Annotated in this window: 7 protein-coding genes; 4 read left to right on the forward strand and 3 right to left on the reverse strand. The window is 63.1% G+C overall.

The genetic code is table 11. From position 1 onward, the window contains the following. Nucleotides 1–76: 76 nt before the first annotated feature. Nucleotides 77–2,962 carry a bifunctional [glutamine synthetase] adenylyltransferase/[glutamine synthetase]-adenylyl-L-tyrosine phosphorylase gene (locus JWP26_RS16665; protein WP_299730208.1) on the forward strand — a complete coding sequence of 962 codons (2,886 nt, stop codon included), beginning with the start codon at nt 77–79 and terminating at the stop codon, nt 2,960–2,962. Here JWP26_RS16665 and JWP26_RS16670 read toward each other — a convergent pair whose 3' ends face one another. Next, nucleotides 2,963–4,489 (reverse strand): HAMP domain-containing sensor histidine kinase, encoded by a 1,527-nt coding sequence (locus JWP26_RS16670; RefSeq protein WP_299730210.1) that lies wholly within the window; start codon nt 4,487–4,489, stop codon nt 2,963–2,965. Between the two features lie 309 nt (nt 4,490–4,798). After that, nucleotides 4,799–7,438, reverse strand: a complete 2,640-nt coding sequence (gene pepN / locus JWP26_RS16675; RefSeq protein ID WP_299730212.1) for an aminopeptidase N — start codon at nt 7,436–7,438, stop codon at nt 4,799–4,801. 326 nt (nt 7,439–7,764) lie between these two features. On the opposite strand from pepN, the gene JWP26_RS16680 reads away from it, so the two are divergent. The 3 genes from JWP26_RS16680 to JWP26_RS16690 all read left to right on the forward strand — a co-directional run bounded on the left by JWP26_RS16680 (nt 7,765) and on the right by JWP26_RS16690 (nt 13,836). Further along, the gene (locus JWP26_RS16680; RefSeq protein ID WP_299730214.1) at nt 7,765–9,615 is read left to right on the forward strand and encodes an ABC transporter ATP-binding protein; all 1,851 of its coding nucleotides are present in this window, start codon (nt 7,765–7,767) and stop codon (nt 9,613–9,615) included. A 353-nt stretch (nt 9,616–9,968) separates the two neighbouring features. Further along, the gene (locus JWP26_RS16685) at nt 9,969–11,831 is read left to right on the forward strand and encodes an ABC transporter ATP-binding protein (RefSeq protein ID WP_299730217.1); all 1,863 of its coding nucleotides are present in this window, start codon (nt 9,969–9,971) and stop codon (nt 11,829–11,831) included. Between the two features lie 136 nt (nt 11,832–11,967). Then, nucleotides 11,968–13,836: an ABC transporter ATP-binding protein gene (locus tag JWP26_RS16690; protein WP_299730220.1), complete on the forward strand. Its 1,869-nt coding sequence runs from the start codon at nt 11,968–11,970 to the stop codon at nt 13,834–13,836. A 192-nt stretch (nt 13,837–14,028) separates the two neighbouring features. Here JWP26_RS16690 and JWP26_RS16695 read toward each other — a convergent pair whose 3' ends face one another. Then, nucleotides 14,029–16,008, reverse strand: a complete 1,980-nt coding sequence (locus JWP26_RS16695; RefSeq protein WP_299730223.1) for an EAL domain-containing protein — start codon at nt 16,006–16,008, stop codon at nt 14,029–14,031. Nucleotides 16,009–16,134 lie beyond the last annotated feature (126 nt).

Here is a 16,134-nt window from a genome sequence, read left to right on the forward strand (position 1 = left end):
CATCGTGAGTGTGAGGCGTTTAGTGCTCTGACCAACCCACCTTGCCCACCCGTCCACTCCAAGCTATCCCTCCCTCATGGCCATCACCCTATCCCCGCTGCCCACCACCCCCCATCCCCGCGTAGACGCCTGGCTCACCGGCCTTCCCGCCGAAGACCGCGACACCATCGCGCCGGCCACCGCCACGCTCGGCCCCCTCCTCGAATCCGCGCCCTATCTGTTCGACCTCGCCGAGGCCAATACCCCCTGGCTCGCCGCGACCCTGTCGATCAATCCCGACGCCGCCTTCGCCATCATCATCGACACCGTCACCACCGCCGGCCAAACCGCCCCCGACGACGCCACACTCTCGCCCATCCTTCGCACCGCCAAAAGCCGCACCGCGCTGCTCGCCGCCATCGCCGAAACCGGCGGCGCCTGGACCACCGCGCAATCCACCGCCGCCCTGTCCGATCTCGGCGACGCAGCGCTCGATGCGGCCCTCAATTTCCTAATGCGCCAAGCCCACGCCAAGGGCTTGCTCGCCATCCCTCTCGAACAAGCCACCGCCGCCAATTCCGGTCTCGCCCTCTTCGCCCTCGGCAAGCATGGCGGCCGCGAGCTCAACTACTCCTCCGATATCGACATCGTCGCTTTCTACGATCCCGAAAAGCCCGTACTAGCGGACCCGTCCGAGGCCGGCAAAACCTATTCCCGCATGGTGCAAAAGCTCGTCGGTCTGATGGAGGAACGCCGCGCCGGTGGCTACGTCTTCCGCACCGATCTGCGCCTCCGCCCCGATCCCGGCTCGACCCCGCTAGCGCTCTCCTTCGACGCCGCGCTCGCCTATTACGAAAGCCGGGGCCAGAACTGGGAGCGAGCCGCCTGGATCAAGGCCCGCGCCTGCGCCGGCGACAAATCCGTGGGCGAGGCCTTCCTCAAGGAGCTCACCCCCTATGTGTGGCGCAAGCATCTCGACTACGCCATGATCGCCGATATCCAGGCCATGAAGCGCCAGATCAACATCGCCAAGAAAGTCGGCGATATCCGGGTCGAGGGCCACAACGTCAAGCTCGGTCGCGGCGGCATCCGCGAGATCGAGTTTTTCACCCAGACCCAGCAATTGATCGCTGGCGGCCGCGATCCCGACCTGCGCGTCAAGCCCACCGCGGTCGCGCTGGCGGCGCTGGCGAAGGCCAACTGGATCACCGCCAAGGCCGCCACCGAACTCACCCAAACCTATTGGTATCTCCGCGCCGTCGAAAACCGGCTGCAGATGCTGCGCGACGAGCAAACCCACATCATGCCCTCGACGCCCGACGAGGTCGCGGTCATCGCCCGCCTCATGGGCGAACCCGATCTGCAAAAATTCGAAACCGCCTACCGCGCCGCCCTCGAATTGGTGGCGAGCTACTACGCCGAACTCTTCACCGAAGGCGAATCCCTGGGCAGCGGCGAGGGCAACCTCGTCTTCACCGGCAGCGACGACGACCCGGAAACGCTGGAAACCCTAGCCCGCATGGGTTTTGCCAACGGCCATCTCGCCAGCGAAACCGTGCGCAAATGGCACTATGGCGGTTACCCCGCCACCCGCGCCGCCGCCGCCCGCGCACAACTCACCGAACTGCTGCCCGCCCTGCTGGCCACGCTCGGAACCGCGGGCAATGCCGACGAGGCACTGGCGCGCTTCGATAACTTCCTCTCGCGCCTTCCGTCCGGCGTGCAGCTCTTCGCCCTGCTGCGCACCCACCCGCAATTGCGCACGCTATTGGTGCAATTGCTCGCCTCCGCCCCCCGCATGGCCGAGTCGGTCATTCACCGCGCCCATGTCATGGATGGCCTGATCGATCCCGCCTTCGCCGACGACATCACCCGCCGCGAAGTCCTCGTCGGCAAGGTCGACAGCTTCCTCGCCGAAGCTCGCTCCTATGAGGAAATCATCGACCGCGCCCGCATCATCGGCCAGGAGCAGAAATTCCTCATCGCCGCCGGCCTGCTCTCGGGCACCGTGACCGCCACTATGGCAGGCGAACAGTTCACCGCCCTCGCCGAAACGCTGCTGCAGCGCCTGTTCGGCAATGTGCGCGCCGAGTTCGAGCGCCGCCATGGCACCATTCCCGGGGGCAGGGTGGCCCTGCTGGCTTTCGGTAAGATGGCGAGCCGTGAAATGACGGTCACTTCCGACCTCGATTTCATCATGCTCTACGATGCCCCCGATACTGAATCCGACGGCGCCAAGCCCCTCAGCACCAATCACTATTTCACCCGCCTGACCCAGCGCCTCGTCGCCGCCATCACCGCGCCGACCGCCGAAGGCGTGCTCTACGAGGCCGATATGCGCCTGCGGCCCTCCGGCAATGCCGGCCCGCTGGCCACCGGCCTGCCGGGCTTCCGCAATTACCACCGCGACAATGCTTGGACCTGGGAACATCTGGCGCTCAGCCGGGCCCGCGTCGTCATGGCCGATGGCGAGCTTGGTTATGAGGTCGATGCCGCTATCGCCGAGGTCATGCAACGCCACCGCGATGTCGAAAAAACCATCACCGAAGTGGTCTCGATGCGCGCCCTGATGGCTCGCGAACGCCCGGCCCGCCATCCCTTCGATCTTAAACTGGCCGAAGGCGGCCTGGTCGACCTCGAATTCATCGCCCAATCGGCGCAGCTCGTGGCCGGCGACAGCATCGGCCTGCCGCAAGCCCTGACCGCGCGCGTGCTGACGCGGCTCGGCGAAACCGGCCTCGTCCCCGAAGGCGCCCGCCTGGCCGAAATCCACGACGTCTATTCCACCGTGCTGCAAGTCATGAGCAGCGCTTTGGTGCATCCGTTCAAGGACGAAGCCTGGACCGACGCCTTCAAGGAATTACTCGCCGGCCTGACCCACTACCCCGATTTCGGCCGGCTGGAACTCGACCTCAAGTCGATGCAAGCCGAAGTCCGCGCCGCGGCCGACGCCTGGTACGCCAAGGCCCGAACGCTGGCCTGACTACTCCGCCGCCACCATGGCCTGCATACTCTGCAGCGGCAGGGAAATCGCTACCGTCGTCCCCAGCGACAAGCTGGAATCGATGGCGATGCGGCCACCGCTGAGTTCGGCTATGGCGCGGGCGATGGAAATGCCCAGTCCCGGGCCCATGCCCTCACGGGTAAAGGTTGCGTCGCCCAAGGCGAACGGGTGGGACAGCGTCGCCAGCCGTTCTTCGCTCATGCCCAGACCAGTATCGGAAATCTCGATCACGAGGCCATCCCGCGCCGCATAGGCCGCCATGGTCACGCTGCCGCCGCTGGGGGTAAACCGGATCGCGTTGTCCACGATGTTGCCCAGCATGCGTTGCAGGCCCATTCCATCGCCATGGAGTACCGCGCCAGTCGCTGCGCCCATGATGACATTCACGCCGGCCCGCACTGCCTGGCCACGGAAGCGTTGGGCCACGCTCTCGATCAGCCCATCCACCGCGATCGGATCGACCCGCAATTCCTTCTGGCCGCTTTCGAGTTCGGTGAAGTCAAGAATGGTCGCGAACGAGGCCAGCAGGCGCTCGCCGCTTGTCTTGATCGACTGCACGTAATCGGCATAGCGCGCGTCGCCCAGCGGCCCATAGGTCTGGTGCCGCATCAGCTCGGCAAAGCCGATGATATGGTTGAGCGGGGTGCGGATATCGTGGCTGAGATGGGCCAGGAAGTTGGTCTTGGCGACGCTCGCAGCTTCGGCCTTAAGCTTTTCCTCGTGATAGCGCCGGGCCAGTAGGCGCTGTTCCTCGCGAATGGACCGCAGCATGCTGTCGGTCCGTTTGCGTTCCGTAACGTCGCTGACCAGCGTCATGAAGCTGCCGTCGCCGATCGGGCGCTCGTCGATCAACAGGCACGTGCCGTCTTCGCGATGCAGTTCCAGCAGGCGGTTATTGTCCTCGCCGTTGACCAGCTTCATATGGCCCCCCGCGATCAATTGCTTGACCACCTCGGCATAGGCCAAATCCTTGCCGCCGAGCATGAGCCCATCGCGGTATTGCTCATTGCAGACGATCAGCCGTCCAGCCGCCGTCCAGCACGCGACGCCCATCGGTATTACCGATGCCATGGTCTGGTAGTTCTGCCTCTGCATGGCGTTGGGCATGGTAGCCGTCTTGGCGCGGAAATAGGCCAGCCCGATAATCAGGAAAGCGACGAGATAAGCGCCCAGCCCGCGTTGCCAGACGCCAGCCAGCGCCTCGGTCTGCTCGCGCGCCAGCGACAGCACGCCTAGATCGCCCGCCGGGATATCCTGGCTGACGAGACCCGCATCGGCCGGGGCATCCGCAGCCCGAAAGCTGGCGCGCATGGCGGGCGAATAGCGGCTGACGGCGCCCGATAGTCCAGCTTTGGCCGTATCGGGTGAGACGTCGGCAATATCCCTGAGGATCGAGCGCCCAATACTGGATAATTCCCCACGCGCCTCGTGCAGGGTGCGAACGCCGTCGTAGATCACGAACAGGGTAGCGGCCAGGATTGCCGTGAGGGCGACCGCGGACGTCACGGGCGAAAGGCCTTGCCGGATTGCTCGCTTGGATTTCGGGGCAATATTGCCCCGCTTTCCGCGCATGTTTGCCGCTCCTTCATCAACGCTGAATCGTTCAGCGCCGACGCCGGACAAGTCCGCCGACCGCATGCAAAACTCCATGAGTGTCAGGGAAATCAGCCCACCCGATTTGCCCTTAACAAACAATGAATCAAGCCACCCCGCCCTGTCCAGAGTCGCTTTCTGTACAGTTCAGGCGACCCGAGAAATTCGCGAGTCGCCTGAATCACTTAGCCCAAAAGAAAAATTTTGCTACCGCAGGAGAACTTAACCCGCCAGCGTCCGGGTCAGGATGTCTGCCGTGTTGCGGCTCAAATCACCCTTGGATTGCAGTGCCGTGAGTGCCGCTTTTGCCGCTGCGCGACGCACCGGTTCGAGCATCGGCCAGATGCGGAAGCCGGTCAGCACCCGTGCGGCGACCTGCGGATTGCGCGTGTCCACATCGGCCACGAAATCCGCCACGAACCGGAAGCCGGCGCCGTCCGGACGCGCGAACTGCTTTGGGTTGTTCATCGCAAACGCCCCCACCAGCGCCCGTAGCCGGTTTGGATTGTTCTTGGGGAAGTTCGGATCGGCCAGGATCGCCCTGACCCGCTCCAGCACGCCATCGTCCTGCGCGCTGGCCGATATGCTCAGCCACTTGTCCAGCACCAGCGGATCGCCGCCAAACTTGGTGCGGAAATCGGCCAGCAACACCGGTGCTTCCGCCGTCCACGCAGCGCCGGACACGGCCAAAGCCGCGAACCGATCCGTCATGTTGGATGCGTCCGCATATTGCTGCGCCGCCAGTTTCGGCCCCTCGGACGCGCCACTGGCAACCAGCAGCCCAAGCAGCCTGTTGCGCAGCGCCCGACGGCCCGAACTTGCCGCGTCGGGCACGTAGGGCAGGTCGCTCGTCAGCTTGATATAGGCCGCCGTCAATTGGCTGGTCAGCGGTCCGAATACAGCGCGGTTGAGCTGGTCGCGCACATCATGGACCTTTGCCGGATCGATATCCTTGCCGATTGTCCGCGCGATCAGCGCTTCCCCAGGCAGCACCAGCGCCAGCGCCTTGAACGCATCATCCAGATTGTCGTTGGCCAGCGTATCTGCCATCGCCTGACGCAAGGCAGTGACCGCGTCCTCCGCCCATGGCGTGCCATTCACGGCGCCAACTGCCAGCGCCATGCTGACATCCTGCAGCGCCTGCCAGCGTCCAAACGGGTCGCTGTCATGACGCGCCAGGAACAGGCGGTCCTCCTGCGTCAGCGTCGTGGTCATGGTGACCGGCGCCGAAAAACCCCGCAGCAGCGACGGCACCGGCCTGTTGGCCACTCCGGTAAAGACGATTTCGGCGCTGTCGTTGCTAAGCACGATCATGTCGTCGCGCACGTCGCCGCCGCTCACGCCGCTCCAGCCCATCGCGCTGCCATTCGGCCCGATCAGCCCGAACTTGATCGGCATCACCAGCGCCTGCTTGGTCGGCTGGCCCGGCGTCGGCTCGGTCTTCTGCTCCAGCTTCAGCCGATAGGTCTGCGCCGCCGCGTCATAGCTGTCGCTGACCGTCAGCTTGGGCGTACCCGCCTGCAGATACCAGGTCTGGAACTGGCTGAGGTCAATCTGGTTGGCCTCGGCGAACACCGCGAGGAACGCTTCGATCGTCGTCGCCCGCCCGTCATGGCGCTCGAAATAAAGGTCCATCCCCTTGCGGAAGCCAGCCTCGCCCAGCAGCGTCGCCAGCATGCGCACGATTTCGGCGCCCTTTTCGTAGACTGTCGCCGTGTAGAAATTGTTGATCTCGCGATACTGGTCCGGCCGGGCAGGGTGGGCCAGCGGCCCGCCATCCTCGGGGAACTGGGCCGAGCGCAACGTCTGCACGTCCGAGATGCGCTTGACCGCCCGCGAGCGCTCGTCGCTGGTGAATTCCTGGTCGCGATAGACCGTCAGCCCTTCCTTGAGGCAGAGCTGAAACCAGTCGCGGCAGGTGATGCGATTACCCGTCCAGTTGTGGAAATATTCATGCGCGATGACGCGCTCGATATTCTCATAGTCCCCGTCGGTCGCCGTATCCGGCTTGGCGAACACCAGCTTGTCGTTGAAGATATTGAGGCCCTTGTTCTCCATCGCGCCGAAGTTGAAATCGGACACGGCGACGATGTTGAAGATATCCAGGTCATACTCACGCCCGAACCGCCGTTCGTCCCAGCTCATCGACCGCTTGAGGCTGTCCATCGCCCAATGGCACTGATCTTCCTTGCCGTGCTCGCAATAGATCGCCAGGTCCACTTTGCGGCGCGACGCGGTGGTGAAGTTGTCGGTGATCGAACCCAGATCCCCCGCCACCAGCGCAAACAGATAGGCCGGCTTCGGATGCGGGTCTTCCCACACGGCGTAATGCATCCCGTCGCCCGCGTCGCCGGCACCGATCTTGTTGCCATTGGCCAGCAGCACCGGAGCGATATCGCGCGGCGCCGTCATCGTCACTTTGAACACCGCCAGATTGTCCGGCCGGTCGAGATAATAGGTGATCCGCCGGAACCCCTCCGGCTCGCACTGCGTGCACCACGTGCCGCTCGAACGATACAACCCCATCAGCCGCGTATTGGTCTCGGGCTTCAGGCTAACCTCGGTCTCCAGCACAAACCGGCGCAGCGGCGGCTCCACGATGGTCAGGCTATCCGCGTCTGCCGCATAGGATGACACCATCAGCGGCGCCCCGTCGATCGCCACCGAGGTCAGCGTCAATTCATTCCCGTCCAGCACCAGTGGCGTGCCCGGTTCGGTGCCCTCACGCGGCTCCACCGTCAACAGCGCCCGCACCCGCGTGCTTTCCGCGGTGATGCGGAAATCGAGATCGACTGCGACGATCGCATAGGGGCTTGGCGTGTAGTCCTTGAGGTAGATCGTATGTTCGCTGTCGGTGCGCATGAGCGGGTCCGTTAAAATCGATACTCTTGAAATCGATTGTGGCCAGCCCGCAACAGCAGACTCGCCGCAATCGTGTACTCTGGGCGGCTAGCGACCGCGTGAGCATTCTTCTACGCCAATTAGGACGGCATTGGGGAGGGGGTATCGCGGGTGGCGCTACACCGCTCCTCTGCGCAATTGTGCGTATCGAACGGTACCCAAATTTTTCCCGTCGGCGTCGATTTGCCATCGGCCCATTCGTCCTTGACCTCAGCCACGCTTGAGGTTGTACGAGCTGTGGCCATGTCAAATGATGATCCTGCGGGACCAGAACTATGGTGATCTCGATGCTGCGTTGGTTTGAACGACGACTCGATCCGTATCCGGCCAACGAGCCCAGCGAGCCCCCCAAGGGTCTGCTGGCCTTTTGCCTCTATTACAGCCACGGCGCCAAGAAATGGCTCGCCCTGATGGCCGTCACCGCCGGCCTGATCGCGGCTGGCGAAATCACGCTGTTCGGTTTCATCGGCGACGTGGTCAACTGGCTCGCCGCCGCCGACAAGACGACCTTCCTCGCCACCGATGGCTGGAAGCTCGCTCTGATGGGCGCCTTCATCGCCATCGTGCTGCCCGGCCTCGCGCTGATCAGCACCATGACCATGAACCAGACTCTGCTGGGCAATTTCCCCCAGCGCATCCGCTGGATGAGCCATCGCTACCTCATTCGCCAGTCGATGAGCTATTTCCAGGACGAATTCGCTGGCCGCATCGGCGCCAAGCTGATGCAGACCTCGCTCGCCGTGCGCGAGGTGGTCATGAAGATGCTCGACATGCTGGTCTATGTCGTCGTCTATTTCACCGGCGCGGTGGTGCTGGCCGCCGCGACCGACTGGCGCCTGGCCGTGCCGTTCCTCGTCTGGCTCGTGGCCTATGTGTCGATGATGCGCTACTTCATTCCGCGCATGGGCAAGATTTCCCAGGCCCAGGCCGATGCGCGGTCCTCGATGACCGGCCGCATTGTCGACAGCTACACCAATATTGCCACGGTCAAGCTGTTCTCCCATTCCAATCGGGAGGAGAGCTACGCCCGCGAGGCGATGGACGAGTTCCTGCAGACCGTCTACCGGCAGATGCGCATGTTCACCGTGCTCAACATGCTGGTGATCTGGTCCAATGCCTTGCTGCTGGCCTCGGTCGGCGGCGTTGGCATCTGGCTGTGGCTCAACAATGCTATGTCGCCCGGCGCGCTCGCCGTGTCGCTGGGCCTCGTCATGCGCTTCCAGGGCATGAGCCAGTGGGTGATGTGGGAAATGTCGGCGCTGTTCGAGAATATCGGCACGGTCAAGGACGGCATCTCTTCCTTCTCGCTGCCGCGCGTCGTCTCCGACCAAAAGGGCGCGCAACCCATCGGGGCGGTCAAAGGCGATATCACCTTCCAGGACGTCGCCTTCCATTACGGCAAGGCCAGCGGCGTCATCGAGGGCCTGAACCTGCACATTAAGCCGGGCGAAAAGATCGGTCTCGTCGGCCGTTCCGGCGCCGGCAAGTCCACCATCGTCAACCTGCTGCTGCGCTTCTACGACCGCGAGTCAGGCCGCATCCTGATCGATGGCAAGGACATCGCCACGGTCACGCAGGACTCGTTGCGCGCCAACATCGGCGTGGTGACGCAGGATACTTCCCTTCTGCATCGTTCGGTCCGCGACAACATCGCCTATGGCCGCCCCGACGCGACCGAAGCCGATATCCGCCATGCCGCCGAGCAGGCCGAAGCCTCGCTCTTCATCGAAACCCTCAGCGACTTCAAGGGTCGCATGGGTCTGGATGCCCATGTCGGCGAGCGCGGCGTCAAGCTCTCTGGCGGCCAGCGCCAGCGCATCGCCATCGCCCGCGTTCTCCTCAAGAACGCGCCAATTCTGGTGCTGGACGAAGCGACCTCCGCGCTCGATAGTGAGGTGGAAGCCGCGATCCAGAGCCAGCTGCAACTGCTGATGGCCAACAAGACCGTCATCGCCATCGCTCACCGCCTGTCCACCATCGCCATGATGGACCGTCTGGTGGTGATCGACGGCGGCACCATCATCGAGCAGGGCACCCACGCCCAACTGCTCGATCTCGGTGGCGTCTATGCCAGCCTGTGGAACCGCCAATCCGGCGGCTTCATCGACGCCGACCAAGTCGAGGACGCCGCGCAATGAACCGAGGTTTCCGCAAACGCGGTCTATTCCCTCCCCCTTGAGGGGAGGGCTAGGGTGGGGGGAAGCCTCAACCGGAGTGGAGCCAGTCAAGACGAAGCTCCACTCTGTCCCAGGAACCCCCACCCCGGACCCCTCCCCTCAAGGGGGAGGGTGACGACTGAACCACCAACGTCTTCAACCCAACCAAGGAGAACCCAGATGGGTGACAATATCGAAACGGCCATTCTCGCGAGCTCAGGTCCCGCAATCAAGGCAGCGACCCGAAGCACCAAGCGCAAACCCATGGACCGATACCGACCCTGATCTGAGCCCAGAAACCTCAGACAGGCGCGGCTCACAATAACGAGCTAAAAATGTTCAACCGCGTCATCACGTTCTTCGACAATCTCTATTCGCCCGTCGCGCTTGCCAAAAACCGGCAGCCGCCAATGGGCCTCACGCCCTTCGTCAAATACTTCATCGGCCAGTTCCGGACAGTCTTCCTGATCCGCATGGGCCTGGTTGCCATCGGCTCCATCGCCGATGCCCTGATGCCGGTCTTTGTCGGCCTCGTGGTCGGCATGCTGGCCACCACCGCACCAGGCGAAATCTTCAACGTCCATGGCCAGACCCTGCTCTGGATGATCGTCGTCGTGGTGCTGGTTCGCCCGTCGACATTCATGCTGGATACGCTGGTTCGCAACCACGCCATCGTGCCGAACCTGGTCAATCTGGTGCGCTGGCAGAGCCACTATCACGTCATCCGCCAGAGCTGGACCTTCTTCCAGAACGACTTTGCCGGACGCATCGCCAACAAGATCATGCAGGCCGGCGACGCCATCGAAACCGGGGTGAACCTGGCCATCGATGCGGCCTGGTACGCGCTGATCTTCGTGGTCGTCGCGGTCGTCGTGCTGGCCCAGCTCGATCTGGTGCTGCTGGTGCCGATCGCGGTGTGGCTGCTGTTCTATGCAATCCTGTTTTCCATCACCATGCCGCTGATTGCCCGCTATTCCGAGGAAATGTCGGAGAGCAAATCGGTGATGACCGGCCGGATCGTGGACAGCTACACCAATATCCAGACGCTCAAGACCTTCTCCACCGGCGAGCACGAAGACGTCTATGTCTCGGACTCGATCACCGATCACACCGTGTCGTTCCGCAAGCTGATGCGGGTCTTCACCTACATGTGGTCGATCCTGTTCATGCTGAACGCCGGCCTAGTGGTCTCGATCACCTGGCTTGCCTTGAGCGGCTGGAACAATGGCGTCCTGACCGCCGCGGCTGTTGCCACCGCAATCCCGTTCGCGCTGCAGATCATGAACATGAGCGGCTGGATTCTGGAAATCGGCTCCAACATCTTCCGCCAGATCGGCACCATCCGCGACTCGATGGATACCATCGCTCAGCCGCTGACCATGCTCGATATCCCCGATGCCAAGCCCATGGTCGTGACCAAGGGCGAGCTGGTCTATGACAATGTCAGCTTCAACTACTGGCGGGGCAAACAGGGCAGCGTCATCGACAACTTCGATCTGACGGTGGCGGCGGGCGAAAAGATCGGCCTCGTCGGCCGTTCCGGCTCCGGCAAGTCGACGCTTGTGAACCTGGCCCTGCGCATGTTCGACGTGCAGGACGGCGGCATCCGCATCGACGGGCAGGACGTGCGCAACGTCACTCAGGAAAGCGTCCGCGCGGCCATTGGCCTCGTCAGCCAGGACACCTCCCTGCTGCATCGCTCGATCCGCGAAAATCTCAAATACGGTCGCCAATCGGCGACCGACGAGGAGATGATCCGGGCCGCCGAGCAAGCCAAGGTGCATGACGTCATCCTGGCCCTGACCGATCCGAAAGGCTTCACCGGCTACGACGCCCATGTGGGCGAGCGTGGCGTGAAACTCTCGGGCGGCCAGCGCCAGCGCGTCGCCATCGCCCGTGTGCTGCTCAAGAACGCCCCGATCCTAGTGCTCGACGAAGCCACCTCCGCCCTCGACAGCGAAGTGGAAGCGGCGATCCAGGAGCAACTGACAACCCTGATGCAAGGCAAGACGGTGATCGCCATCGCCCACCGCCTGTCCACCATCGCCGCCATGGATCGCCTGGTGGTGCTGGAACAGGGCCGCATCGTGGAGGAGGGCACCCACGCCCAGCTCCTCGCCTCAGGCGGGCACTACGCCCACCTGTGGGAACGCCAGTCCGGCGGCTTCCTCGATCTGGATACCGTAGCGGCGCAATAATTGCCCAGCGCGGGGGCGGCCCACATCAGCCGCCCCCGCACCGACCTTTCTGCGAATTAACCTGGGCCGCCCAAAACCAACTGGACCCGCACCTGTGTCGGAACCACAATCGCTCCCGCACAGTTCCGGATGTCCAATGAGTCTGTTCGATCCCCTCCATCGCATCTTCGAGTCCTGGCTGGACCCCTTCAAGACACCGGCCAATCTGGAACCGCCGCTCGCGACACCGCGCTTCTTCTGGCACTTCATTAGCCAGGCCAAGCTGCCGTTTCTTGCCCTGCTCATCCTCGGCGGTGCCGTCGCGCTGGTCGAAGCCGCGCTGTTCTACTACGTCGGCCGCCTGGTCGATATTCTCGACGCCGCCAACCAGGCCGATGGCTGGGCCGGCCTCATCGCCGGCTACGGCCCCGAACTGGTGATGATGCTCGTGGTGACGCTTGGCATCCGCTTCATCGTCACCTGGCTGTCGGCGACGGTCGAAGAGCAGACCGTCAACCTGGGCTTCTACAATCTCGTGCGCTGGCAGGCCTATGCCCACGTCATCCGCCAAAGCCTGTCCTTCTTCCAGAACGATTTTTCTGGCTCCATCGCCTCAAAGGTCTGGCAAAGCGGCGGCGCCGTCGGCGATTTCATGGTCGCCCTGCTGCAGGTGGTGTGGTTCATCGCCATCTATGCACTGACCACCGTCGTGCTGGTCGGTCAACTCGATTGGCGCCTCGCCGCAGCCGTCATCCTGTGGATCATCGCGTTCTCCATCCTCGCCCGCTACTACGTGCCACGCATGCGCAAGCGCTCGGCCGCCGCTGCCGAAGCCGCCTCCGCGCTCACCGGCCGCATCGTCGATAGCTACAGCAATATCCAGACCCTCAAACTGTTCGGTTCCGCCGATGAAGACGACCGCTTCGTCAAGCGCGGCTTCGTCAGCTTCATCGCCGCCATGACCACTCTGGCCCGCACCCTGGTCGGTGTCCGTACCGCCATGGGCATGCTGTCCGGCATTGCCATTGCCGGCATCGCCGCGCTCTCCGTGCAACTCTGGACGCAGGGCCTCATCACCGTCGGCGGCGTCGCCTTCACCCTCGGCCTCGTGCTCCGCCTCTACAACCTGCTCGGCCGCATGATGAACCAGCTCAATGGCCTGATGCGCAATTACGGCACCGCCCAGAACTCCGCGGAGCTCATCGGTCGTCCGCTGGGCCTGATCGATATCCCAAACGCCAAGCCGCTCGCCGTCACCGCCGGCAATATCCACTTCGAAAACATTTCCTTCCACTATGGCAAAGACACCGGCGTCATCGACAACCTCGAACTCGATATCCGCGCTGGCGAACGCGTCGGCCTGATCGGCCGCTCCGGCGCGGGCAAGTCCACCCTGGTCAGCCTGCTGCTGCGCTTTTACGACCTGCAGGGTGGCCGCATCACCATCGACGGGCAGGATATCTCGCAGGTCACCCAAGCCTCGCTGCGCGCCAATATCGGCGTCGTTACCCAGGATACCTCGCTGCTGCACCGTTCCGTCCGGGCTAACATCGTCTTCGGTCGCCCCACAGCCAGCGAAGAGGAAATGGTCAGCGCCGCCGAAATGGCCGAGGCCGACGAATTCATCGCCAACCTATCCGACCTGCGCGGCCGCACCGGCTACGACGCCCAGGTCGGCGAGCGCGGCGTCAAGCTGTCCGGCGGCCAACGCCAGCGCGTCGCCATCGCCCGCGTCCTCCTCAAGAACGCGCCCATCCTCGTGCTCGACGAAGCCACCTCCGCGCTCGATAGCGAGGTCGAAGCCGCCATTCAGGGCCAGCTCGAAAACCTGATGACCGGCAAAACCGTGATCGCCATCGCCCATCGCCTCTCCACCATCGCCTCGATGGACCGGCTGGTGGTGCTGGATCAGGGCCGCATCGTTGAGATGGGCACCCACGCCCAACTTCTGAAACAGGGCGGCCATTACGCCAGCCTCTGGCTACGCCAGTCCGGTGGTTTTCTCGATCTCACCGCCGCGCAGTAGGCGACAGCCTATTCCCACGCCATAAGCGGGAACTGCCACAGGCGGAGCAACGAGTACTATTCAAGCGCCCAACACACTCGATCTTCCCGCGGGCTCGACCCGCGGGCCGCTCTCAGCAAGCGCGGTGGTGTGGTTAGAGGCCCGCGGGTCAAGCCCGCAGGAAGGGCGGTGGGTGGGGAAACAGAGGTGCCTCTAACTCGCCACATCCAGCAAAGTCGGCACATAAATCCCATCCCCGCGCAATTCCCGCGCATGATGCTGCAACACCATGTCCTCGCTCATCGGCCGGCCGAACAGATACCCCTGCATAACCTTGCCGCCGAGCCCCACAAGCACATCCAGCTGTTCTTCGGTCTCGATGCCCTCGAACACGCAGGAAATCCCAAGGTTGCGGCACAAATCGACAGTGGTCTTGATGATCGCCCGACTGGTCGGATCGCTGGTGACTTCGGCCACGAAACTGCGGTCCACCTTGATACGGTCCAGCGGCAGTTTTTGCACATAGGTCAAGCTGGAATGACCGGTGCCGAAATCGTCCAGTGCGATGCGCGAACCCAGCGACAGCAGCGACACCAACGCCGCATTGGCCTGGGCCATGTCATGCATCACCGAGGTCTCGGTGATTTCGAAATCGATGCGGCATGGCGTGCCGAAACTCTCCACCTGCGCCACGATCGCCTCGATTGCGGTGTGCGAGACTAGGTCATGCGCGGACAGATTGACCGACAACCGCAGCGGCCGCGGCAATTGCGCCACCATGGCCAGCGCCTTGCGCAGCACCGTCTGGGTGATCTTGGAAATCACGCCGATCCGCTCTGCCATCGGGATGAAGTCGACCGGCGAAATCTCGCCCAGCACCGGATGGCGCCAGCGAGCCAGCACTTCGTAGCCCGTGGTCCGGTTCTGCGACATGTCGAATTGCGGCTGGAACAGGATGTAGATTTCAGCATCCAGGTCCGCCGTATGCAGCGCGTGCTCCAGCGCCCGAACCCGGCTGATGTCGCTGGCATGCCGATCGGAAAACACCACGGCATTGCCGCGGGCTTCCTGCTTGGCCACGAAGATCGCGTAATCCGCCCGGTCGCATAGCGCCTCGGCGGTGTCGTTCGGGCGGGATGCGGCGAAACCGGCGGACGCCGAAACATGCGGATTGGCGCCCGGCAGCACAAAGGGCTCCCGCACGGTGGAACACAGCAGCTCACCACAATCGGTCAGCCGCTTTTCGCTGACCGGCCCCTGCAGGATCAGCCCGAATACATCCGCCTCGAGCCGCGCCACGAAGGTGCTTGGGCTGCGTAGCCCCATCACCCGCCGCGCCATCTCGATCAACACGCGATCACCGGTGGCATGCCCGAAAATATTGTTCACCGCCTTGAAGCCATCGATATCCAGCCGCGCCACCGCGATATCGGTGCCGTCGGCCTTGGCCTGTTCCAGCATTAATCCCAGGGCATGATCAAACTGTCGGCGGTTGGGCAGCCCGGTCAGCGCATCGATATTGGCCAACCGCTTGTTCTCATCGCTCAGGTGCTGCGTTTCATCTTGCCGGCGCACCATCTCGCCGCGTGACGCCACCAGCTCGGCAAAGGTCCTGAAGTTCAGAAATGTCACGAACAGCAGCGCACACACCACGATGATGAGGTTGCAGGCCATCGCTACCAAAACCGGATTGCCCTGCATGAAGAAGAACAGCGCGAACGGAACCAGCGAACAGACAGCGGCAGACAGCGCCGCAGCGCGCAGATGCATCAGGCAATAGACGCAGCCCAGAGAGGTGATGCCGATATAAAAGGCCACATGGGCCTGCTGGAACGCATTCCCATAGGGGTAGAGGCTCAAGGCCCACGCGGAAAAGCCGAGGCCAAGGACGGCGGATACCGGCACCGCGCGGTTCAACAGTCGACGCGCCTGCCAATCGCTGATTTCCGCGTCGCGTACAAACCAGAGCCGGGCGACACGCCACAGGCTGATCGCTCCCAGAATTGCCGGCACGACAATTGTCAGGATCGGCGGCGCGCTCAAATGGGTGAGGGACAGGATAATCGCGTTGGCAAGTAACACCGCGTACATCAGCGGCACCTGCCGCGTAAAGCCATGTGCCTGCGACTGGATCAGTTCTGGATTATCCGGCGGCACGAAAAAGAACCTCTCAAGGTTCTTTAATAGCGTCATGGCTGTCCCCTCATGCGCCTAGCCTACTCGTAGAAATCCTAACACAAACGTAAATGCGGGCCCTGCAATTGCCTGTCACTGCTGGAAATGCCGCATTAGATGAAAAATTCTCGAAAACAGCCAGTT

Source organism: Devosia sp. (assembly GCF_028290435.1).
Taxonomy (GTDB): Bacteria; Pseudomonadota; Alphaproteobacteria; order Rhizobiales; family Devosiaceae; genus Devosia.